The organism is Shewanella sp. Isolate8, assembly GCF_022398495.1.
In the GTDB taxonomy this organism is placed as follows: domain Bacteria; phylum Pseudomonadota; class Gammaproteobacteria; order Enterobacterales; family Shewanellaceae; genus Shewanella; species Shewanella aquimarina.
Genome location: NZ_JAKEVI010000001.1, coordinates 315,452 through 336,673 on the forward strand (window position 1 = coordinate 315,452; position 21,222 = coordinate 336,673).

General features: G+C 51.6%; 18 protein-coding genes and 1 riboswitch. Of the genes, 8 read left to right on the top strand and 10 right to left on the bottom strand.

The features are described from left to right. Positions 1-51 precede the first annotated feature (51 nt). Complete coding sequence (locus L1D43_RS01325; RefSeq protein ID WP_239849652.1) at positions 52-1,041, bottom strand: class 1 fructose-bisphosphatase; 990 nt, start codon at positions 1,039-1,041, stop codon at positions 52-54. Between the two features lie 203 nt (positions 1,042-1,244). On the opposite strand from L1D43_RS01325, the gene L1D43_RS01330 reads away from it, so the two are divergent. Next, complete coding sequence (locus L1D43_RS01330) at positions 1,245-3,497, top strand: S9 family peptidase (RefSeq protein WP_239849653.1); 2,253 nt, start codon at positions 1,245-1,247, stop codon at positions 3,495-3,497. 759 nt (positions 3,498-4,256) lie between these two features. On the opposite strand, the gene arcA is transcribed toward L1D43_RS01330, so the two are convergent. Further along, complete coding sequence (arcA, locus tag L1D43_RS01335; protein ID WP_011864583.1) at positions 4,257-4,976, bottom strand: two-component system response regulator ArcA; 720 nt, start codon at positions 4,974-4,976, stop codon at positions 4,257-4,259. A 577-nt stretch (positions 4,977-5,553) separates the two neighbouring features. Between arcA and L1D43_RS01340 the strand changes: the two genes are divergently transcribed. The 3 genes from L1D43_RS01340 to L1D43_RS01350 all read left to right on the top strand — a co-directional run bounded on the left by L1D43_RS01340 (position 5,554) and on the right by L1D43_RS01350 (position 8,855). After that, on the top strand, positions 5,554-5,985 hold the full coding sequence (locus L1D43_RS01340; protein WP_011864584.1) for a DUF3293 domain-containing protein: 432 nt from the start codon (positions 5,554-5,556) through the stop codon (positions 5,983-5,985). A 102-nt stretch (positions 5,986-6,087) separates the two neighbouring features. Then, positions 6,088-6,264: riboswitch (Lysine riboswitch) on the top strand. Positions 6,265-6,393: 129 nt separating this feature from the next. Continuing rightward, on the top strand, positions 6,394-7,746 hold the full coding sequence (gene lysC / locus L1D43_RS01345) for a lysine-sensitive aspartokinase 3 (RefSeq protein ID WP_239849654.1): 1,353 nt from the start codon (positions 6,394-6,396) through the stop codon (positions 7,744-7,746). 2 nt (positions 7,747-7,748) lie between these two features. Next, complete coding sequence (locus L1D43_RS01350; protein WP_239849655.1) at positions 7,749-8,855, top strand: succinylglutamate desuccinylase/aspartoacylase family protein; 1,107 nt, start codon at positions 7,749-7,751, stop codon at positions 8,853-8,855. Positions 8,856-8,969: 114 nt separating this feature from the next. Here the strand turns inward: L1D43_RS01350 and L1D43_RS01355 are convergent, their stop codons facing one another. The 6 genes from L1D43_RS01355 to L1D43_RS01380 form a co-directional block, all read right to left on the bottom strand. Next, positions 8,970-12,821, bottom strand: coding sequence for a S8 family serine peptidase (locus tag L1D43_RS01355; protein ID WP_239849656.1), 3,852 nt, complete (start codon positions 12,819-12,821; stop codon positions 8,970-8,972). A gap of 220 nt (positions 12,822-13,041) precedes the next feature. Next, a complete protein-coding gene (asnC, locus tag L1D43_RS01360) occupies positions 13,042-13,503 on the bottom strand; it encodes a transcriptional regulator AsnC (protein WP_011864588.1) in 462 nt (153 codons plus the stop codon). Between the two features lie 117 nt (positions 13,504-13,620). Further along, entirely contained in the window at positions 13,621-14,298 is a 678-nt protein-coding gene (gene rluA / locus L1D43_RS01365; RefSeq protein ID WP_239849657.1) for a bifunctional tRNA pseudouridine(32) synthase/23S rRNA pseudouridine(746) synthase RluA, read from the bottom strand. Positions 14,299-14,411: 113 nt separating this feature from the next. Continuing rightward, a complete protein-coding gene (locus tag L1D43_RS01370; protein ID WP_041510124.1) occupies positions 14,412-14,699 on the bottom strand; it encodes a hypothetical protein in 288 nt (95 codons plus the stop codon). A gap of 25 nt (positions 14,700-14,724) precedes the next feature. Continuing rightward, entirely contained in the window at positions 14,725-15,255 is a 531-nt protein-coding gene (locus L1D43_RS01375; RefSeq protein WP_239849658.1) for a class I SAM-dependent methyltransferase, read from the bottom strand. Further along, the gene (locus L1D43_RS01380; protein WP_239851008.1) at positions 15,230-15,646 is read right to left on the bottom strand and encodes a hypothetical protein; all 417 of its coding nucleotides are present in this window, start codon (positions 15,644-15,646) and stop codon (positions 15,230-15,232) included. Before L1D43_RS01380 ends, L1D43_RS01375 begins: the two co-directional genes overlap by 26 nt. 218 nt (positions 15,647-15,864) lie before the next feature. Here L1D43_RS01380 and L1D43_RS01385 point away from each other — a divergent pair, with 218 nt between their 5' ends. Then, positions 15,865-16,854 carry a 2-hydroxyacid dehydrogenase gene (locus tag L1D43_RS01385; RefSeq protein ID WP_239849659.1) on the top strand — a complete coding sequence of 330 codons (990 nt, stop codon included), beginning with the start codon at positions 15,865-15,867 and terminating at the stop codon, positions 16,852-16,854. A 114-nt stretch (positions 16,855-16,968) separates the two neighbouring features. After that, entirely contained in the window at positions 16,969-17,706 is a 738-nt protein-coding gene (locus L1D43_RS01390; protein ID WP_239849660.1) for a dienelactone hydrolase family protein, read from the top strand. Positions 17,707-17,780: 74 nt separating this feature from the next. On the opposite strand, the gene L1D43_RS01395 is transcribed toward L1D43_RS01390, so the two are convergent. After that, positions 17,781-18,749 (bottom strand): magnesium transporter CorA family protein, encoded by a 969-nt coding sequence (locus L1D43_RS01395; RefSeq protein WP_239849661.1) that lies wholly within the window; start codon positions 18,747-18,749, stop codon positions 17,781-17,783. A 16-nt stretch (positions 18,750-18,765) separates the two neighbouring features. Then, complete coding sequence (locus L1D43_RS01400; protein ID WP_239849662.1) at positions 18,766-19,317, bottom strand: mechanosensitive ion channel domain-containing protein; 552 nt, start codon at positions 19,315-19,317, stop codon at positions 18,766-18,768. Positions 19,318-19,662: 345 nt separating this feature from the next. Here L1D43_RS01400 and L1D43_RS01405 point away from each other — a divergent pair, with 345 nt between their 5' ends. Together L1D43_RS01405 and ahpC are read left to right on the top strand one after the other, a co-directional pair. Beyond that, the gene (locus tag L1D43_RS01405) at positions 19,663-20,409 is read left to right on the top strand and encodes a fused MFS/spermidine synthase (RefSeq protein ID WP_239849663.1); all 747 of its coding nucleotides are present in this window, start codon (positions 19,663-19,665) and stop codon (positions 20,407-20,409) included. Between the two features lie 197 nt (positions 20,410-20,606). Then, positions 20,607-21,176, top strand: coding sequence for an alkyl hydroperoxide reductase subunit C (gene ahpC / locus L1D43_RS01410; RefSeq protein WP_041510132.1), 570 nt, complete (start codon positions 20,607-20,609; stop codon positions 21,174-21,176). Positions 21,177-21,222: the final 46 nt, after the last annotated feature.

The window sequence follows — 21,222 nt, forward strand, 5'->3', positions numbered from 1 at the left end:
AAAAGTCGCCAGTTGGCGACTTTTTCATTTAATAAACAGGAGAAGATTAGTTTACAGGCTTGGCTCTTCGCTGTAATCCTGACCATGGTATTCCAGGCAGGCATCGACTTCGTTGGCCGAGCCTAAGATCACCGCGACGCGCTGGTGGATCTCGCTTGGCTGGATCTCCATGATGGTTTCATAGCCGGTAGAGGCCTTGCCGCCCGCCTGCTCGACCAGGAAGGACATAGGGTTGGCCTCATACATCAGGCGCAGCTTGTATGGCTTCTCTGGGTTCTTGTTGTCGGTGGGGTAGGTGAACAGGCCGCCACGTGACAGTACGCGATGCACGTCGCCAACCATGGCGGCGATCCAGCGCATGTTGAATGACTTCTCGCGCGGACCTATCTTACCAAGCAGCAGGTCGGCGATATAGGTCTGCATCGGTGCTTCCCAGAAACGCTGGTTAGACATATTGATGGCAAATTCGCTTGTGTCCTTGCTGATGGACATGGCGTCGTTGGTCAGCAGGTACTCGTTGGTCTCAGGGTTGAGGGTAAATAGCTGTACCCCTTGGCCAGTCGTCAGTGCCAGCATGGTCGAAGGGCCGTATAGCACATAACCTGCGGCGACTTGTTGACGCCCCGGCTGCAAGAAGCTTTGCTCGCTCAGTTCACCGCTAGGAGCCGGCAGTACCGAGAAGATGGTGCCCACCAGTGAGTTGATGTCGATGTTTGACGAGCCATCTAACGGGTCGAAACAAACCAGGAAATCGCCACTCTGACCTACCTCGACGATATGATCTTCCTCTTCAGATGCCAGGCCACGTACCGTGCTGTCGGCGGTTAAGGCTTCTTTGAGCATGTCGTTGGTGATCACGTCGAGCTTCTTCTGGGTTTCGCCTTGAACGTTTTCCTGTTCGGTGGCGCCCAGCACGCCTGCAAGGGCGCCGTGACGCACCGCATGGCTGATGGCTTTGGAGGTATCGGCCAGCGTGGTTAACAGCTGGGCTAGCGGAGCTTGAATTCCTTGTGAACTAAGGTGTTGTGCCAGAGTTTGCATGTTATTTCCTATGACAAATGGGAGCTAGGCTCGCACTGGAGGTCAGATCTTGCTTATCTTGTTATGCGGGCGATTCTACCCCAGATGAATCATTTTTTCAGCGGCAATTTAGGTCGGCTGGATCGCGGTTTTCGTTTTGGGTCACTTTAGGGCACAATGTCAGCCTGCAATTTGACCTAACTGTTTTCTATCCGGACATAATAATGACTAAAAAATGGATAAGTTCAGCCTTAATGGCGGTGCCTATGTTTTTATCTCATGCGGTAAGTGCGTCACAACCCCAACTTGTACAGCCACTTGGCGGCAACGAGCCCCTCACTATCGAAAGGCTCTATGCCTCACCAGCGTTGGCGGGGAGTAGCCCAAGAGGATTAAAGCTGTCGCCTGACGGTAAGCGGGTGACCTATCTGGCGGGGCGGGCGGAAGATCAACATTTCTATGATCTCTGGCAGATGGAGGTGGCAACGGGTAAACAGAGCCTGCTGCTCGATGCCGATAAGTTAAAAAGTGCCGAACTGTCCGACGAAGAGAAAGCGCGGCGTGAGCGCCAGCGCATCTATGGTCAGGGGATCATGGAATATTTTTGGGCGGATGACAGTCAGGCGCTGCTGATCCCGGCATCGGGGGCGCTCTATTACTACTCTCTGAGTGACAACAAGGTGACGCCGCTGCCTGTGGGGGAGGGCTTTACCACGGATGCCAAGCTGTCGCCTAAGGGGCATTTTGTCTCTTTCGTTAGAGATCAGAACCTCTATGTATTCGATCTGAAAACCCAGAAGCTTACTGCCATGACCACAGATGGGGGCGGCGCCATCAAGAATGGCATGGCCGAGTTTGTCGCCCAGGAAGAGATGGACAGGATGACGGGTTACTGGTGGGCGCCGGATGAGTCGGCCATCGCCTTTACACGTATCGACGAGTCCGGTGTAGAGCTGGTGACCCGCAACGAGATCTATGCCGATGGCATCAAGCTAACCGAGCAGCGTTACCCTTATGCGGGTAAGAACAACGTGGTCATCGACTTGGGCGTGGTGACCCTGGCCGATAAAAAAGTGCGCTGGGTCGACCTGGGAGAGGAGAAGGATATCTATCTACCGGGAGTGAAGTGGTTGCCAGACAGCCTGCAGCTTTCCTTTCAGTGGCAGAGCCGAGATCAGAAAACCTTAGATCTGCGTATTGTCGATCTACGTAGCCAGGATGCCCCAATGACCATGATCCGCGAGGAGAGTGACGCCTGGGTGAACCTGAATAACGACCTATATTTCCTCAAAAAATCAACGCAGATGCTGTGGGCATCGGAGCGCGATGGCTTTAACCATCTGTATCTGTTCGATCAGCAGGGACGACTGCTTAAGCGGTTGACTAAGGGCGATTGGGCGGTGGATGAGCTGGTGCATGTGGATGAGCAGGAAGGCTGGGTCTATTTTACCGGCCGCAAGGCGAGCGTGGTCGAGCAGCATCTGTTTCGCGTGTCACTCAAGGGCGGCAAGATAGAGCAGCTGAGCAAGCGTAGCGGCATGCACGCGCCGGTATTTGCCGACAATCAGGCAATCTATCTGGATTACTTCAACAGCCTGGCGCAGCCGCCGCAGATTAGTTTGCACGACGAGCAGGGCAAGCGTCTGGCCTGGGTGGAGCAGAACAAGGTGGATAAGGCGCACCCTCTCTATCCTTACTTTGGTCAGTGGCAGCTGCCCGAGTTTGGCCAGATAAAGGCTGAAGACGGTCAGGCACTGCAATATCGTCTGTTTAAGCCGACGCAGTTTGACGCCACTAAGCAATATCCTGTGGTGGTGCGCGTCTACGGTGGTCCCCATGCCCAGCTGGTGGTTAACAGCTGGAGTGAGCATGACTACTTTACCCAGTATCTGTTGCAGCAGGGCTTTATCGTGTTCCAGCTGGATAACCGTGGCTCGGCTCATCGTGGTACTAAGTTCGAGCAAGTGATCTATAAACATCTGGGGGAGGCCGAGGTGAACGATCAGAAGGCCGGTGTCGACTACCTGCGTAGCCTGAGCTATGTCGATGGCAAGAATATCGCTATCTATGGCCATAGCTATGGCGGCTACATGGCCTTGATGAGCCTGTTTAAGGCGCCGGATTACTTCAAGGCGGCTATCTCGGGCGCACCCGTGACCGACTGGTCTCTGTATGACAGCCACTACACAGAGCGTTACCTGTCGCATCCGGCGACCAATGCCGAAGGCTATGAGGCCTCTAGCGTACTGCCATACGTCAAAGGCTATCAGTCTGGCCTGCTCATGTACCACGGTATGGCCGACGACAACGTGTTATTTGAAAACAGTACTCGGGTCTACAAGGCGCTGCAGGATGAGGGCAAGCTGTTCCAAATGATTGATTACCCTGGCTCTAAGCACTCGATGCGCGGTGAGAAGGTGCGTACCCACCTCTACCGCTCACTGGCTGACTTCCTCGATAAGCAGCTGAAGCACTAGGCTATCGCTCTTAAGCCTTAGCAAAACAAAAGCCCTGTTGCTTATCGAAAGCAGCAGGGCTTTTTGTTGGGGAATAAGTATTGAAGTAGTTGAGTTGGTTTTGAATAAATTTTAACAAGGTACGAATAAACCTAACTAATCTTAGTTAGCCTAGGTTTAGAACTTTTGTGCATCTAATCAAATGTAGCTAAATCGAAGAGATAGAAGATACCTGTGTAAACACGATTTTGGCCCTTGATGACAGGACATCGTCGTGGAGGCTCCAAGGATGGAAATTCGGCGTGCCAAAATTGTGTTTGCACATCCCTCGCCGGGCAGGCGATTCAAAGCAATGCAGTGTGATGATGTTAATTAGGTTAGTGTGACAAAATTTGTAGGTGCAAATACCAAAGCTATCCATTCTTGGGCTTTGGCATAGTGTACCAGACACAAATCCCCTCTTTGGCCTTCTGACCTCCAGGTCTAAATCCTTCCCTAGGATTTTAGACATTCCCCACTTCCCTGTGGGTCAGGTAGGAAATGCCTTGAAATGTCGGGAACATTTCAGGCCCTGGCCATTGGGGATACCTCTCCATAAACAGAAAATCCATGTACAAATCCCCTCTTTGGCCTTCCTTGGCCACCGGGGATAAGTACAGTCCATGTACAAATACCAAAGCTATCCATCCATGGGCTTTGGCATAAGTGTTCCAGACACAAAAAAGCCAGTCGTTAGACTGGCTTTTTAATCGAATCACATTTGCGCTAGCTGGATGTGATTTATGCTTCTTCTAAGTTACCGCAGAAACGATAGCCTTCGCCGTGGATGGTGGCGATGATCTCTGGCGTATCTGGTAAGCTTTCGAAGTGCTTACGGATGCGACGAATGGTCACGTCCACGGTACGGTCGTGTGGCTTAAGCTCACGGCCTGTCATCTTCATCAGCAGGTCGGCACGGGTCAGGATCTTGCCTGGGTTCTCAACGAAGTGCAGCATGGCGCGGAACTCACTGCGGGGCAGCTTGTACGACTCGCCTTGTGGGCTTACCAGTGAACGGCTGTTGATCTCTAGGCTCCAACCGTTGAAGCGGTAGAATTCTACGGCACTCTTTTCTTCGGTTTCGCCGCCAGTGCTGTTGACGCGAGTCAGCAGGTTGCGTGCACGGATAGTCAGTTCGCGTGGGTTAAATGGCTTGGTGATATAGTCATCTGCACCAATTTCCAGACCCAAGATCTTGTCAACTTCGTTGTCACGGCCGGTAAGGAAGATAAGGCCGATGTTGTTGATTTCACGAAGTTCACGCGCAAGCAGTAGACCATTCTTGCCTGGTAGGTTGATATCCATTACCACAAGATTGATCTTGTTTTCCTGCATGGCTTTATGCATCTCTGCGCCGTCATTGGCTTCAGTTACCACATATCCTTCAGCCTCGAAAATACTTCTTAGCGTGTTCCGGGTAACGGCTTCATCTTCAACGATCAGAATGTGCGGGTTTTGCATATTTATTTACCTAATATTTGTTTAAAACTGTTCTAACCATGAGCGCTAGTTGGTGCTGCTGCGCCCTATCTGTCTTCGCGACAATTACCGAACTCACGTAGTGCTTTTATCAAACCCAATTGGTACAGCAACACACTTCATGATTAGTAAAGTATACGTATCTCTTTCAAAAGACACGCGAACTGTTACTCACTTCGATTAACAATAGTTGGGAATAGTTCCGTTAACTATCTAATATTTTCAAGTTTAAATGCTAAATCAGCCTAAGCTCACATTTTATACAGGAAATTGACTAACTTTTGATGACCTTGTCGTCGACAAGATGTAACAAAAAGTATTTCATCGTGAGATGAGTGGAAGTGAATCAACGAACTTATTGTACTCGTTTTAGTCATTTGTTAACAAATGAAATGTTAACAAAATTCCTTTGAGATTTGATGTAAATCACATTTGTGTGCATAAGGTTCTGATTTTAATGGTATTAATAAAATTTAATAAAGTGACCTGTCTCACACCTCTAGGAAGGCGGAGGAATTTTGCTATAATCGACGGAATCTAATTTAGGAATATTTTAGTGATGAGTACAGCAAGCGAACACCTTTGGCAATGCTATCAGCAAACGCAGTTCTTACTTACACAACCTTTCTCCCCTTCGTTATCATTTGCAATCATTACCGCTCATAATCCTAAAGGCCAACACCTTTCTCCCTCGCAAAACCGTCTCCTCGACAAACAGCTTCAACGTCATATTCAACGTCTCCAATATCCCTATCGTGCCCTGATCGGTGCCTCCAGTGACAGAGGCCATATGGAGAAGAGCTGGGCCGTGTCTATCGATAAGGCCGCAGCCGTAGATCTTGGCAAGGTGTTTAATCAAAACGCCATCTATTTTGTCGATGAGGACGAGCTGCAACTGGTGCCTTGTCTGGTGGAGTATGACGAGCTCACCCTGGGCAAGTTTTCTGCCCGGGTCTGTCTGGTCAGCGAGCTGCCCGACATCAGCCGCTAGCAGGCGGGGAACTTGAGAGGCTTTCATCAAGACAAGCTAAAATATCGTTGACTTTTTATTCTGTTATTTGATAGTTTTCTTGCATCCTGACCTTAAGGTTAGTGATACAGAAGAGGAGCGTTAACTAGGTAGTAAGCCCGAGGAGTCCAAACTCCGTTGACGGTTTATGAGGGAGATTAACGCCGAGGTAAAGAGATGTTTGGTTTCATCTATTTATCGGTCGACTGGGCTGAATCCCATCGATTGTCACCTGTTTTTTGGTGGAGAGCTTCTGGTGGCAATCGCTGTTTCCCGTCTTGGGGTGCGTCATCTTTGCACCAGGCTCTTCGAACGAAGTAAGTTCGGAGCGTATTCAATGTTATCTATTTCTTTCGTGTCATCGTCAGCTACTTGGGTTGAGGTGCGCTAATGTCTATTGTTGTTGCTAAGTTTGGTGGTACCTCGGTTGCCGATTATGAGGCGATGAACCGCTGCGCCGATATCGTATTGGCCAACCCTGAAACCCGCGTGGTGGTCGTTAGCGCCTCGAGCGGTGTGACCAATCTGTTGGTGGAGCTAACTCAGGAGCATGTGGACTTTGAGCGTCGTCAGCAGCTGCTCAAGGCGATCGCCTCGATTCAATATAAGATCCTCGACGAGTTGGGTCAGCCCCATGATGTGGCCGCCCGCCTCGATGCCATCTTAAGTAAGATTGCCAGCCTGAGCGAGTCGCTTTGCCAGCATCGCAGCAAGGCGACCATAGATGAATTATTGGCTCAGGGTGAGCAGTGCTCGTCTGTGCTCTTTGCTGCCGTGTTAAGAGAGAAGGGCGAGCGGGCGAGTGCCTTTGATGTGCGTCAGGTGATGCGCACCGACAGTCATTTCGGCCGCGCCGAGCCGCAGATAGAGGCGGTGAAGCAGCTTTGCTCAGAGCATCTGCTACCGCTGCTTAGTGAGCAGCGAATCGTGACCCAAGGTTTTATCGGCGCCGATGAACAGGGGGCCACCACTACGCTAGGGCGTGGGGGTAGCGATTACTCTGCGGCTTTGCTTGCCGAGGCGCTGGATGCGTCTGCGGTTGAGATCTGGACGGATGTGCCGGGGATCTTTACCACAGATCCACGCCTTGCACCGAATGCGCGTCCTATCCCTGAGATCAGTTTCAACGAGGCGGCCGAGATGGCCACCTTTGGTGCCAAGGTGCTGCACCCGGCAACCATTTTGCCTGCGGTCAGACATAAGATTCAGGTGTTTGTCGGCTCTAGCAAGGCCCCTGAGCTAGGCGGCACCTGGATTCGTCATCAGGTGAATGACGAGCCTATCTATCGCGCCGTGGCGGTACGACGCGACCAGACCCTACTTAACCTGCATAGCCTGCAGATGCTGCATGCCCAGGGCTTCCTGGCCGAAACCTTTGCCACCCTGGCAAGGCATAAGATCAGTGTGGATTTGATCACCACCTCAGAGGTAAACGTCTCGCTGACCTTAGATAAGACGGGATCAGATTCGGCCGGAAACAGCCTGCTGAGCGAGGCCTTGTTGCAGGAACTGTCACAGCACTGCCGGGTGCGGGTAGAAGAGGGCTTGGCGCTGGTGGCGATCGTCGGCAATAAGATTGCCACTACGGCAGGTGTGTGTCGCCGGGTCTTCGAGGTGCTTGAGCCCCACAATGTGCGCATGATCTGTCAGGGGGCGAGCCCGCACAACCTGTGTGTCCTGGTGGCCGAGTCTGAGGCGGCTCAGGTGGTGAGTGCGCTGCATCAGAATCTGTTCGAAGGCTAATGATGAAACCAATTCGTTCTACGCTAAAGGTTGGCGAGCTCGCCACAGGCCAAGATCTCGAACTCAACCTGTTTGAGTTTGCCCCAGAGGTCGTGACCGGCCCGAGCGTCTATATTCAGGCGAATGTGCACGGCGCCGAGGTGCAGGGCAATGCGGTGATCTATCAGTTGATGCAGGCGCTCGAAGGCTGTGAACTGCGCGGCAAGATCACCCTGGTGCCCCTGGCCAATCCTCTGGGAATTAATCAAAAGAGTGGCGAGTTTACCCTGGGCCGGTTCGATCCCATTACCGGGGTAAACTGGAACCGTGAATATCTCGACCATAAGCTGGATATTGCTAGCTGGTATCAGGGTCATAATCACCTTAATGATGCCGAGCTGATCGCCCATTTCAGGGCCTTGTTGGTCGAGCGTTGCTATAGCCGTCTGCATGAGCCCTGGGGGATCACTACGGGCCATCGTCTGGCGGTGAGCCTGCAGCAGATGGGCCATGAGGCGGATATCGTGCTGGATCTGCATACCGGCCCTAAGTCGTGTAAGCACCTCTATTGCCCCGAGTATGATAAAGATGCCGCCAAGTACTTCTCTATTCCCTATACCCTGCTTATTCCTAATGAGTTTGGCGGGGCCATGGATGAGTCTATTTTTTGCCCTTGGTGGCAGCTGAGTGAATATCTGGCCACTCAGGGGCGAGAGATTGAGGTGCCTGTGTCGGCCTTTACGCTGGAGCTGGGCAGTCAGGAGAATGTCGACCTAGAAGATGCCTTGGTGGATGTCGAAGGGATACTGGCCTATCTCAGCCTGCGCGGCGTGATAGGTGAGCGCATTTCGCCCTCGGGCATGCCACGCTATGCCTGCTACCTGAAAGACTATAAGAAGTATCATGCGCCACTGGGTGGTTTGGTGGAGTACAAAGCCAAGGTCGGGCAGCCGCTGCTCGCCGGTGAACCCTTAGCCAATATCCTGCGCGTAGACAGATATGGTGAGGAGCAGGCGATAGTGCCTTTGAGTCTGCGGGTAGACTGCGTGCCAGTACTGCATTTTGCCTCGGCATCTGTCTACCAAGGCACGGAACTCTACAAGGTGATGACCAAGGTGTTTGCGCTTTAGTTATAGGCTTGGTTAAGACTTAGCGTGTTAGCGTAGAGTTTGGTCTAATCGCCCGAAGCGTTACCAATAAAAAAGGGAGCCAAATGGCTCCCTTTTTCTGTTCATGCTAGATGCTTACTTGCGACGACGTAGCGCTGCAAATGGTAGCATCAGTAGTGCGAACCAACCCAGTGAACCACCACCTGAAGATTTCTCTTCCTTGGCGTTAACTGTGATTGTTGCAGTACCTGCTGCACTCTCTAGCTCACCATCGCTGGCGACAACAGAGAAAGTCAGGGTGTTGTTACCCGCTGGAGCAGTGAACTTAATTTCTGCACCGCCGTTGTTAAAGGTAACAGGTGTACCTGCAGTCTGTGTCCAAGTGTAGGTTAGCTTGTCACCATCAACGTCTTTACCGTTAGCCTTAGCGGTAACCACGAAGCCTTCGGTACTTGTCATACCGCTAGGCGCCACAGTTGGCGCATCGTTGATGTTGTTCACCATCACGTTGACAGTAGTCGCTGCGTTCAGGTTGCCTTCGGCATCCTTAGAGGTGTAGGTGAATGAGTCTTTACCGAAGAAGTCATCTTCTGGTGTGTAGGTAATAGAACCATCTTTATCTACAGTTACTTCACCATGCTCAGGCTCATCAACCAGTGTCGCTTCACCTAGGGCTCCAGCAGGCGCAACATCGATAATGCGCTGCGCATTAGCCGTCATGCCGTCACCAGTTATAGAGACGCGAGCCACTTTTTGGCTAACAGTGTCGTTTTCTAACACGTTTGCTTCCAAGGTCGCTTCTTCGTCAACTGAGAAGTTGTCTGTTTGACCTGGGTTGAAGCTAGTTGGTGTTGCCAGATAGTCGATCTCTACGCTGCCTGAAGAGGTTGCTTGAAGTGCAACATAGTCGTCAGAAGTAACAGTGCCACCTTGTCCATTGTAGTGGAAGGTTGTACCTACGCTACCGCTGATGTTCTCTGCACCGATAGTGACATTGCTAGGCATGTTAGGGATGTCTAGGTAGTTGAACCAAATATCTTCTACGTCACCAGTTTGAATCCACAGGCTGAAGCTGTACTTGTTACCAGAATCGTCTGCATAGAGCTGGGCATCTTTCCATTCGACAACGATCCACTTCTTGTCGCCAGCAGCAACAACGCTGATACCTAGCTGTCCGCCACCAGTGTCACCAACAGTGCCATCGCTCAGGTCGTAGTCACTCCAGAACGGTGCCAAGATGTTGTTTGGATTCGCGCTATCTGGTAGTTCCTTGTTGTTCCAAGTGCCAGAAGCTGAACCGCCACCAACGATAGCGATACCGTTGTCAGAGATGGTTAGCTGGGTGTAAGTTGCACCGTTGTATTTGAACTCAGGCAGGTTGAAGGTGAATGACTTCTCATCGCAACCATCAGTACAAGCTGGAACATAAGCCAGGTCTAGGTCGAAGATACTTGGCGCTGCGCCAGTACCTTTAGCCGATTTGATCTCTGGAAGATCCAGTCTACCTACCCAAGTGATACGACCAAGTGCTTCATCAACTTCAAAACCGTTTTGCGTTGCACCATTTAGTGTCACCTCAACATCATCGGCAGAAGTGAGCTTAGTGCCTTCTGGTGCCATAGCGGTAACAGTCACAGTGTTCTCAAACACAGTGTTGTTTACAACGGCTTTGATTGGCATATCCTCAGCGGCTGTTAGATCCGCCTTGGTCGCCATGGTAGAGATCAGTGAATCATCACTAGATTCTTTCGCCAAGATGGCAACAGGTAGGTGAGCATCTTGGTGAGAAGCACTCTTGATCATTACGTTACCGAAGATCCAAGCACCGTATTCGCTGAAGGTTGAATCAACAGTCACAGTGAAGGTTGCTGATTCGCCAGCTTCCAGTTCCAGTGATGAAGGCGATACGCTGATACCTGCGCTGTCAGAAGAAGCTGAAAGCTCCCAAGAGGTCTTCTCGTCGCTCTTGTTGTATACGGTACGAGTGAAAGTACAAGGACCGACACAAGAGTCAGAAGCGATTGAAGGCTTGTCGAAGGTCAGAACTGCTTTAGCCGCAGCATCTAAATCCATGCGACCCGCGCCCATTGCAAATGGATCGGCTGGTGTGGCTGCATCATCATCAAGCACGCCATCCATATGAGCGGTAGAGGTTAGAGCAGTCTTGATGTCGTTAGCAGACCAATCAGGGTGTAGCTGGCTCATCAAGGCTGCAGCACCTGCAACATGTGGGCTCGCCATACTTGTACCTGACATAGTGGTAAAGTCAGTGCCATCTTCATCAGGAGAGGTTGCAGACAGGATAGAGGTACCTGGCGCTGCAAGATCTGGCTTCAGAATGTTTTGGTTACCGTTAGGACCACGAGAGCTAGACTGGTTCAGGATATCGGCAAACTTGCTGTTAACGATACGAGTAACTTCGGCAGCAATCGTACCTGTGGTGTCATCACCTAGGCCTTCAAGAATTGCAGCACCATCAGCGTCAGAGACCATCACTGCTGGCAGTGTTGAATCTGGCATATACATAGTGATTGGAGCACCTGGTACGCTGTTGTAAACGATCATAGCTTTCGCGCCAGCAGCTTCTGCATTTTCAGCCTTAGTCGCGAATGAGCATGAACCACGAGAGATAAGCGCGATACCGTCTTTGAAAGAGTCGGCAGCAAATGGCGTACAGCCAATAGTGTTCTCTGCATCAATATTAGCTGCAGCGATAATTTGTCCAGAGATATCGCTTTCTAGCAGACCATTGTTACCTTCAAGAGCTAGAATTTCTTCCCCATCCACGGTTAGCGTGTTAGCGAAGAAACGACCTGTTGTGGTGTTGGCTACGGTAATGCCAGATTCGATACAGGCTGGACAACCGATAGTTTGAGGGCCGTTACCGTCGTTACCCGCAGCGGTAACAACCACTACGCCAGCGGCTTCAGCGGCTTCATACATCGCCTTGTATGGGCTGTTGGCTGGGTCGCCACCGGCGCCACCACCCCAAGAGTTGTTGATTACATCTGCACCATCGTTTACCGCGTGCTCCATCGCTTCCATCAGCATGATGTTAGAGCCACTGCCACGAGCGCAGTCAGTCTTAGTGAATAGGGCCTTGTAAACCATCAGGTAGGCAGCAGGTGCAACGCCTGACAGTTCAACTTCAACACCTTCATAGGTAGTGGTGATCTTGTTACCTACAGAAGTACCGGCAACGTGAGAGCCGTGACCACCGTAACCCAGTGGGCTCATGTGCTCTTCGGCACACACTTCAAAAGTAGGTTGTGACCAACGGGCAACGATTAGCTTGTCGTTACAGAAGCTTGCATCTACTGTCGAACAGTAGTCGTCGCTAGGCATTCCTTCGGCTGGTTTTGTGAAACCTTCGCCAGCAAACATTGGGTTTTCTGGGCGGATACCTGTATCAATTACCGCTACGCGAATGTCTTTACCAGCGTTTTCCATACCAGAAACCGCTTCCCACATCGCCGCTGAGTTGATGACGTCGTGAGATGAGTCCATGTTAGCTTCGTACATGGTCTCTGGGTACACAGACTTAACGTTTGGCATGGCCGCTAGCTGCTCGATGCTTAGACCTTGACCAACGATAGTCACACCGTTAAATAGGGTCTTGAAGCTTTGCTCGACTTTGGCGTTAGGCACTTTCTTCGCCAGTTCACTCACAAATTGTGACTGCTCTTTGGCGAGGAAGCTGGCATAGCTTTGAGCTGGTGCAGACTGTACGTTAACCTTTTGGCCTTTCTTAGGGGCTGTAGCTGCCATTGACTCAATGCCGCCTTGGTATTTAGCGACGGCTGGAGAGTTTAGTTCAATTATGAAGCGCTGCGGAGCCACTTGTGAAGGCTGAGAAGCTGCTGGCTTCTTGTAGCTATCGGCAGAAGTGATTTCCGGTGCGTAGGGATTTGCGGTGTACTGGTTGCTGGCAACAGCCGCACTCGAGATCAGCGCCGCTGAAATGGCTAGAGATAATTTAGTTTTCACAACTTCTTCCTTGTCAAATAGAAGTGTTTTGAGACACAAAACACTATTGGTATTGCTGTAACTTTGGTTACTAATCTTTTCTTATTTTGTTGCCGCTATGTTGACGGCTTGTTCTTTTTAACACAAAAGATTACCAAAGTTAAAGCTGGTAGAAGAAAAAGTTGTAAGCGGTTTTTAAATAGTAGTATCCACTAAGGCTGTAAGCCCCAGTGGTACTGACTTAAGGCTTCACCGCGCGGCTGATTGGATTTTGTAAACTGATGAGTGTTTCGGTGGACTGGATCTCATCGATCGACTGGATGCGGTTGATCAGCACATGTTGCAGGCCATCGATCGACTGGCACATCACCTTGACGAAGATGCTGTAGTTGCCCGTGGTGTAATAGGCCTCGGTGACCTCTTCTAAGGCGTTGAGTTTAGCGATGGCGGCAGGATAGTCTCCGGCGCTCTTGAGGTTGATGCCGATAAAGCAGCAGACATCATAACCTAAGGCCTTGGGGTTGACCGTGATCTGGGCGCCCGTGATGATGCCAGCCTGCTTCATCTTCTCTACCCGCACATGTATGGTACCGGCGCTCACGCCGAAGCGTTTAGCCAGTTCGGCGAAGGGGGTGCGTGCCTCCTCCATGAGTGCCGAGAGGATCTGGTTGTCGAGTTGGTCTCGTTGAAATGAACTATCCATTGCCATATACCGTTTTAAGTCAATATTATGAGGTAATTTACGGCATTGGTTAGCAAACTGCTAACCTTTTAGCGAGTTAAGTAGATTTTATCGCAAAATTCTCTGTGAATGACGGGCCTATTGCTGCTCGGTGACATCTACAAAAGGAATAGGTGTGCTAAAAGTCATCGGCTGCTTGCTGTAGGGATGGGTCAGGCTCAGTGATTGGGCATGCAGTAGCAGACGCGGTGCCAGACGCTTAGCCAGAGGATCGGCGTAGAAGTTATCGCCCAAAATGGGATGCCCAATGGCCATCATGTGAACACGCAGCTGATGAGAACGCCCCGTTATCGGGGTGAGCTTGACCAGAGTCGAGCGCTTGGCGCGGCTGACGACCTCAAACAGCGTCTTAGAGGCCTTACCAACCTGATGATCCACCTTCTGTTTCGGGCGATTAGGCCAGTCACAGATAAGCGGATAATCCACGCTACCTAGTTCTTCCTTCACGTGGCCGGCGACGCGGGCGTAGTAGATCTTATGGGTCTCCCTATCACGAAACTGTCGCTTAAGCTCCCGCTCGGCGCTGCGCCTGAGCGCCACCACGATAATGCCAGAGGTGGCCATATCCAGGCGGTGTACTATCTGGGCGTTGGGGTGGTCGTGTAAGACACGGGTGTAGACGCTGTCATGATAGGCGGGGTCGCGTCCTGGCACCGACAAGAGGCCTGAGGGCTTATTGACCACCAGAATATCTTTATCCTCATGGAGGATCTCGAGCCAGGGCTCGGTAGGCGGCGCATACACAAAATCAGTCATAGCAAACCTTGGGGGTTAAATCGGGCTGCAAAGATACCCCTAGGGCGCGGGCGGCGCAAGTATTGTGGACGAAACCTATGTGGTTTAGACGGGTGTATCGGTAGAGCTTGGGGCTAAAAGCTGTGGCCATTGACATGCATGATGGCGAAGGTCCAGACCACGAAAGCTAGGCTGAGGTGGATAAAGGCGTAGATGCCCTGATCCAGCCGCTCTATTCCCTTGGCCTGCCAGATCAACTTGCCGTGCAGTAAGATATTGAGAGGAAACAGCATAAACAGCGGGTAGAAGGCGATGGCGCTGTCATCGCCGAACAGGGCGCGTGACAGGATTGACCATAACACCATGAAGGCGGTGACCAATGGTGGCGCGGCGAGCCGGTACTGTTCGGGATAGGGAAACATCTATCGTCCTTAACGCTGTGAGATCCTAGTTAGCCGGCTTGCGGCCAATATATTGCGCCTTGAAGCAGGGCGTCTCTTCACAGCCTACATCACCTTCGAAAGCGTGCAAAGTCTTCCAGCCACAAAAGCGCTGTGATAATTCGCCTTCGGCCAGAAGGAAGTTGGGATTCTTAGGTCTGCCCACCTCGGCCTGCTTCTCTATGAAGGTCTCATAGACGATGAGACCGCCGGGCTTGATGCTCGCCTTAATCAGCTCAAACAGCTGGCGGTGCAGGTAGTTGAACACTAGGACTATGTCATATCGCGCCGTGGGGAGTTGTGGCTCGCCGCTTTCCAAGTCGAGGGCTAAGGCCTGACACTGCTTAGGAACAGCTGCTAGCCTGCCAAGGTCTTTGTCGATAAAGGTGACATGGGCGCCATGGGCCGCTAACCATATGCCGTTACGCCCTGTGCCGCAGGCAAGGTCGAGCACCTCGGGATGGCTATCGAGTTCGAGAAGCTGGCTGCTTTGCGTCAGCAGCGGCGCGGCTTCAGCCCTTAATCTCTTTTCGTCCATCGAGGCGTCGTCCATGTATTACCGAGAAATGTCTGAGCCCAGCGGGGCCGTGGGAGACGATCACCGACAGCAAGACGATGACTATAAGCAGCTCAGGCTTGTAGTTGGCTAAGGGAATAAATAGCGCCAGCAGGCAGAGTTTCACCAGGGTCAACACGCCCTTGAGCTGGATCAGCCAGCGCCAGTCTCTGACCACTTCCCAGAGCATCAACAAGCTGCCAGTGCCCATGGCCAAGATCCAGTAGTTGCACCACAAGGTTTTATCCACCCCGAGTAAGATGCCGCCACCGGCGCCAGTGATGCCTAAGATGTGAAGGGCGCGCAGACTGGTCTTGCTTAGGCGTTGCAGCCAAAACTGTTTCTCGGAAATCGGCTTATGCTTTTGACTCATGGGGCGAAAGAAGGCTGAAAATTTGCGCCAGCTTAGCAGGAAATTCACATAAAACACATTGGCGGCTCACAAAGTTAACTATTTCGTGATCTAAGGGCGATTTATCTTTGCTAAGGCACATGTTTCCTTGGCTATAATGGAGCCAAGACAGGCAGAGGCTTTGTGATACTAGGGTGACAAATCTCTGCTTAATGTTGAACCACTTTTAGGTAGCTAAGATGAGAATAGGTTTTTTTAGTGCTAAGCACTATGACATGGAACATTTCAACCGCACCAACCAGGCCTTTGGCGCTCAGATTGAGTATTTCGATTATCGTCTGTGTATGCAGTCGGTCAAGCTGGCCTATGGTTTTGAGGTGATTTGCGCCTTCGTTAACGATTCGCTATGTGAAGAGGTGTTGGTAGAGCTAGCTAAAAATGGCACTAAGATCATTGCGATGCGCTGCGCCGGATTTAATAACGTGGACCTCGATGCAGCCAAACGTTTGGGGATCAGGGTGGTAAACGTTCCCGCCTATTCGCCCGAGTCGGTGGCCGAGCATACGGTGGCCCTGATGTTGACCCTTAACCGTAAGGTACATAAGGCTTACCAACGTACCCGTGATGCCAACTTTTCCCTTGAGGGGCTGGTGGGCTTCAATATGTATGGCCGCACCGTCGGGGTGATTGGCACGGGCAAGATTGGGGTGGCGACCATTAAGATTCTCCTTGGTTTCGGTTGTAAGGTCGTGGTTTACGATCCTTACCCCAACCAGGCGGTGTTAGATATGGGCATCGAATACCTGTCACTGGATGAGCTTTATGCCGTGAGCGACATCATCAGTCTGCATTGTCCGCTAACCAAAGAGAATCATCACCTGCTCAACAAGGCGAGCTTCGACAAGATGAAGTCTGGGGTCATGGTGATCAACACCAGCCGTGGCGGCCTGCTAAATGCCTTCGATGCCATGGAGGCGCTCAAGACCGGACAGATAGGTTCCCTCGGGCTAGACGTGTACGAGAATGAGAAAGAGCTCTTCTTCGAGGATAAGTCGAACCAGATCATCCAGGACGATGTGTTCAGACGTCTGTCGGCCTGCCACAACGTGATCTTTACCGGTCACCAGGCCTTCCTCACCGAGGAGGCGCTCGGCGCCATTGCTCACACTAGCTTGACCAATGTGCGTCAGCTGCTCGATGGCGAAGAGTGCCCGAACCAGCTATTTTAACTTCTTTCACTTCTACTTCTTTCACTTCTTTAGTTTCGTCAGCCGGGTTTCACCTGACAAGGGGAGCCCAGGCTGATAACTTAGGGATAAGTTTATTGGCCTGAGGGCAAGATTATGATGGTAAAACAGGAAGTTCACGACATAGACACGCCCACGGGCACGATGCGCTGTTATCTCTATCGTCCCGACAGCGAGGGCTTGTTCTCGACGATCATCTTCTACTCGGAGATTTTCCAACAGACCGCACCCATCGCGAGAGCCGCAACCATGTTGGCCGGTCACGGTTTCGTGGTCTTGGTGCCGGAAGTCTTCCATGAGCTCAACCCCATAGGCACAGTGTTGGCCTATGACGATGAGGGCAAAGATAAGGGCAATCAGGACAAGTTTACCAAGGCGCTGGAGCATCACGACAGCGACACTCAGGCCTTAGTCGACTTTGCCATGAGCCAAGCATTCTGCACCAATCAGATCGGGGCCATGGGCGTCTGTATCGGTGGTCATCTGGCCTTCCGCGCCGCACTGAATATCGATGTTGTCGGTGCCTTCTGCCTCTATCCTACGGACATACATTCCAATACCTTACCTGCTAATCCTGGCAATGATTCCCTGAGCCGTACCGGCGATATAGACGGTGAGTTAGTGCTGGTGTTTGGCAAGCAAGATCCCCATGTGCCGAGCGAGGGGCGCAGGCTCATCTATGACAGACTGACGGAGACGCGGCGCAAGTTTACCTATCTCGAGGTCAATGCCCAGCATGCCTTTATGCGTGATGAGGGCGACAGATACGATCCCGCGCTGGCGTTGCAGATCTATCAGCAGGCGGTGGCCTTCTTCCATCGGGTGCTGCGCTAAACTGATTATGTAGAAGTATTATGAACAAAAAGGCGAACCTAAGGTTCGCCTTTTTACTTTGGCCTAGATAATGGTTAGAGCCATTTGCGGCGCCTGAACAGCCAGATCAGTACCGCAGTGATGCTAAGCATCACGCCCCAAACGATGAAGTAGCCATCTTTATGTTTCAGCTCTGGGATATACTCGAAGTTCATGCCATAGATACCGGCGATAAAGGTCAGCGGCACGAAGATGGCGGTAATGATGGTCAGCACCTTCATGATGTTATTTAGCCTGTGGGCGCTGATGGAAATGTAACCGTCGATGAGATCGCTTGAGACCTGATAGAAGAGGTCCGCCAGACTGGCCGCCCTGTGTTGATGCTCGCACACGTCGTTGATCTCATGGTAGAGGCTGTCGTCGAAGGGGACAGAGGGCTCGCTGCGCAGGCTGTCGAACAGCTCCACATGGTAGTGAAAGTTGCGTCTCAGCCGGGTGAGATCTGTCTTGTAGAGTACCACCTCGGCCAAGATCTTATCGTCCGCCGTGGTGAGCATCACAGTTTCCAGCTCCTCCAGGCGGCTCTCGAGATCGAATAGGATCTTATGGTAGCGCTTAATCACATAGCGACTGAGTTTCAGCGCCACGGCACCTGTGTTTTGCAGCGACAGCTCGCCCGCCTCAAGCGAGGTCATGGTGCGCTCGATGGAGAGGGAACGCTTACTGTGTCGGGTCACGATAAAACGCGGCCCCACAAACAGCGCCAGTACTATGTTGTCGCAGTTGATGGAGTCTGAATCGGCCGACAAGCCCCTAAGCAGAATAAAGGTATGATCGTCGAAGTCCTCTATCTTAGGAGGATGGCGATCCCGCGAGGCGTCCTGTAGCGCCAATGGGTGCAGGCCGAAATCCCGCTGCAGCGACTCGCTCAACTCATCGTCTATCTCACCGTCGATATTGAGCCAGAGTATGGTGTCGTCGCGCTGCTGCCAGCTGGCGACCTGAGACGCGTCTCCCCGGGTGAGCGAATCATCTTGCGGATCATAGAGTAATGTCGTGAGCATCGCGGCCCCCTGTAGGTTAATCGCTTTGTACTTGAGTATGGTCTTTCTCGGACGATTCGCTCAATGGCTTGGTCTGAGTGTGTGCCTGAGTCAGTTTCAACACCCCTTTCTGTAGCATCAGGTTGTTCGGATAGGTGATGGTGATGCCATCGCTGCGTTCTATCAGCACATGAAACAGGCTGATCTCGGCGATGATACCGCTGACATCTTCATCCTTGTCGATAATCTTGATGCGATCGCCAATACGGTAGGGGAAGACGAAGAAGATCAATATGCCGGCGGTGATGTTACTCAAAATTGACCACTGGGCTACCAAGGCCACGCCGAGTACGGCAAATACCGAGGAGATAAACAGTGACACCTGCTGATATTCGATGCCGAGTGAGATCACCCAGAGACAGGCGATGATGATAAACAGCAGGTAGGTAATATATTGGGTCACCATCTTGGTGCGCTTAAAGGAGACCTGTTTGGCCTCGGAAAGCTTGGCGATCCAGTTGGTCAGTAGACGTTGGGCGAAGATGAAGATGCCGATATAGAGGCAGCTGATGAGTAGGGTTTGTGTCATGGTAAATCGCAAATGAGCCAAAGATTTCAAACAAATACTACAAGGCTTGCCCGATTGCAACGCGAGAATGATGGGCCGAATGAGGGGAGGGGGCGGCATTGGACGATGCTGCTTAGCTCTAATCCTTACTTCACGAAATAAACCCGCGCGCCTGCCTCTCGTTTTGTATAAGGCTCTGTAAAAGGGCTAAGAAAAGGTTTTGTCTGTTGTTGTGTGCGCTGTTGTCTTTGCTATTGCCTTTGCCGTTGTGGGGGCTTTTGCGGCATACTAGCGCCTTTATTTCGCCTATCTTTTGTTGCGTTTGAAGACCTACGCCTAAGATGAGGCGTGCCTGCGGAGAGACAGATGTCAGACTATACCACCCTATATACCGGCGAAGATGACCACGGCCCACTGCTGGTCATGGAAGATAAGGAGGTTCGCCTACTCTCCTTCGGGGATAACGATGAGCAGAGCAAGCTGCTTAAGTCTGCGCTGCATGTGCCCATGCATACCTATCTGCAGGCCATGTTGCTGGTGTTGCTGTTTATCAAGCCAAAACGCGTCATCGTACTCGGCCTGGGTGGTGGCGGCCTCATTCATGCACTGCGTAACTTCGACCGCGGGATCAATATTACCGCGGTAGAGCTGAGGGAGGCGGTGATTGAGGTGGCCAAGCGTTATTTCTGGTTGCCACTGGGGAAGAAGCTCAACCTGATCCACCAAGATGCCAATGAGTTCCTGAGCGAGGCTAACCACAAGAAGGCCGATGTGATCTTCGCCGACATCTACCATGGTGACGGGGTGGACGAGCAGCAGCTAAGCGAGACCTTCATCGCCAACGCCGCCGCCCTGCTCAAGAGTGAAGGTTATTTGGTGCTTAACTGCTGGAAGGAACATAGTCGCAACACCGCCTTGCTAGCTCAACTAGAGCAACATTTCGGTGACGTGCGCGCCTGTCTGACCGGTGGTGGCAACTGGGTAGTACTCGCCGGTAAACAGGCGCGCCAGATAAGTGCCAGTGCTCTTAAGGCCGAGGCGCAGCAGTTGTCGCAACAGTTGGATTTCCCCCTGAGTCGCAGCCTGACGCGCTTCGAACCCTGGGAGTCATGATTCAGAGGTGTTGGCCTAATCGGTTTTTTGCCATCATAGATAGTTCAATCTTAAAAATCGATTAGTATGATAGTTTTTATCCGTTATATTTAATTATCCAGTCTCGTTATTATCTCTTCATCGACAAAGAACACGGGGTTAAGGCAAACGCCTCACCCCCACAAATTTACTGTTAATAACGAGCACTGGAGCAAGCAATGACTCAATCTATCATCAACACCGAAATCAAGCCTTTCTCAGCCACTGCATACCACAATGGCGATTTCGTCTCTGTGACTGAGCAAGACCTACTGGGTAAGTGGTCTGTGGTTTTCTTCTACCCAGCCGACTTCACTTTCGTCTGCCCGACTGAACTGGGTGATATGGCTGACCATTACGAGAAGCTGCAGTCTATGGGTGTCGAAGTTTACTCAGTTTCTACCGACACTCACTTTACTCACAAGGCGTGGCACGATAGCTCAGACACTATCGGTAAGATCAACTACCCAATGATCGGCGACCCAACCGGTGTTATCTCACGTAACTTTGGCGTGATGATCGAAGAGGAAGGTCTGGCACTGCGCGGTACCTTCGTGATCAACCCAGAAGGTCAGATAAAGGTTGCCGAGGTTCATGACCTGGGTATCGGTCGTAGCGCTTCTGAGCTGGTTCGTAAGATTCAAGCGGCTCAGTATGTTGCGACTCACGATGGTGAAGTTTGCCCGGCAGCATGGCAGCCAGGTGAAGAGACCCTAGCACCTTCACTTGACCTGGTCGGTAAGATCTAAGATCTCTCTTAAAGGTTTCCCGGGCCCCATCATCTCGGGCGACCCG

What these genes read in the sequence shown, in the direction of transcription:
- L1D43_RS01350 (WP_239849655.1), top strand. Translation starts at nt 7,749, where the DNA reads ATGAAACCAATTCGTTCTACGCTAAAGGTTGGCGAGCTCGCCACAGGC.
- lysC (WP_239849654.1), top strand. Translation starts at nt 6,394, where the DNA reads ATGTCTATTGTTGTTGCTAAGTTTGGTGGTACCTCGGTTGCCGATTAT.
- rluA (WP_239849657.1), bottom strand. Translation starts at nt 14,298, where the DNA reads ATGACTGATTTTGTGTATGCGCCGCCTACCGAGCCCTGGCTCGAGATC.
- L1D43_RS01375 (WP_239849658.1), bottom strand. Translation starts at nt 15,255, where the DNA reads ATGGACGAAAAGAGATTAAGGGCTGAAGCCGCGCCGCTGCTGACGCAA.
- arcA (WP_011864583.1), bottom strand. Translation starts at nt 4,976, where the DNA reads ATGCAAAACCCGCACATTCTGATCGTTGAAGATGAAGCCGTTACCCGG.
- L1D43_RS01385 (WP_239849659.1), top strand. Translation starts at nt 15,865, where the DNA reads ATGAGAATAGGTTTTTTTAGTGCTAAGCACTATGACATGGAACATTTC.
- ahpC (WP_041510132.1), top strand. Translation starts at nt 20,607, where the DNA reads ATGACTCAATCTATCATCAACACCGAAATCAAGCCTTTCTCAGCCACT.
- L1D43_RS01380 (WP_239851008.1), bottom strand. Translation starts at nt 15,646, where the DNA reads ATGAGTCAAAAGCATAAGCCGATTTCCGAGAAACAGTTTTGGCTGCAA.
- L1D43_RS01370 (WP_041510124.1), bottom strand. Translation starts at nt 14,699, where the DNA reads ATGTTTCCCTATCCCGAACAGTACCGGCTCGCCGCGCCACCATTGGTC.
- L1D43_RS01405 (WP_239849663.1), top strand. Translation starts at nt 19,663, where the DNA reads ATGTCAGACTATACCACCCTATATACCGGCGAAGATGACCACGGCCCA.
- L1D43_RS01390 (WP_239849660.1), top strand. Translation starts at nt 16,969, where the DNA reads ATGATGGTAAAACAGGAAGTTCACGACATAGACACGCCCACGGGCACG.
- L1D43_RS01400 (WP_239849662.1), bottom strand. Translation starts at nt 19,317, where the DNA reads ATGACACAAACCCTACTCATCAGCTGCCTCTATATCGGCATCTTCATC.
- L1D43_RS01340 (WP_011864584.1), top strand. Translation starts at nt 5,554, where the DNA reads ATGAGTACAGCAAGCGAACACCTTTGGCAATGCTATCAGCAAACGCAG.
- asnC (WP_011864588.1), bottom strand. Translation starts at nt 13,503, where the DNA reads ATGGATAGTTCATTTCAACGAGACCAACTCGACAACCAGATCCTCTCG.
- L1D43_RS01395 (WP_239849661.1), bottom strand. Translation starts at nt 18,749, where the DNA reads ATGCTCACGACATTACTCTATGATCCGCAAGATGATTCGCTCACCCGG.
- L1D43_RS01325 (WP_239849652.1), bottom strand. Translation starts at nt 1,041, where the DNA reads ATGCAAACTCTGGCACAACACCTTAGTTCACAAGGAATTCAAGCTCCG.
- L1D43_RS01330 (WP_239849653.1), top strand. Translation starts at nt 1,245, where the DNA reads ATGACTAAAAAATGGATAAGTTCAGCCTTAATGGCGGTGCCTATGTTT.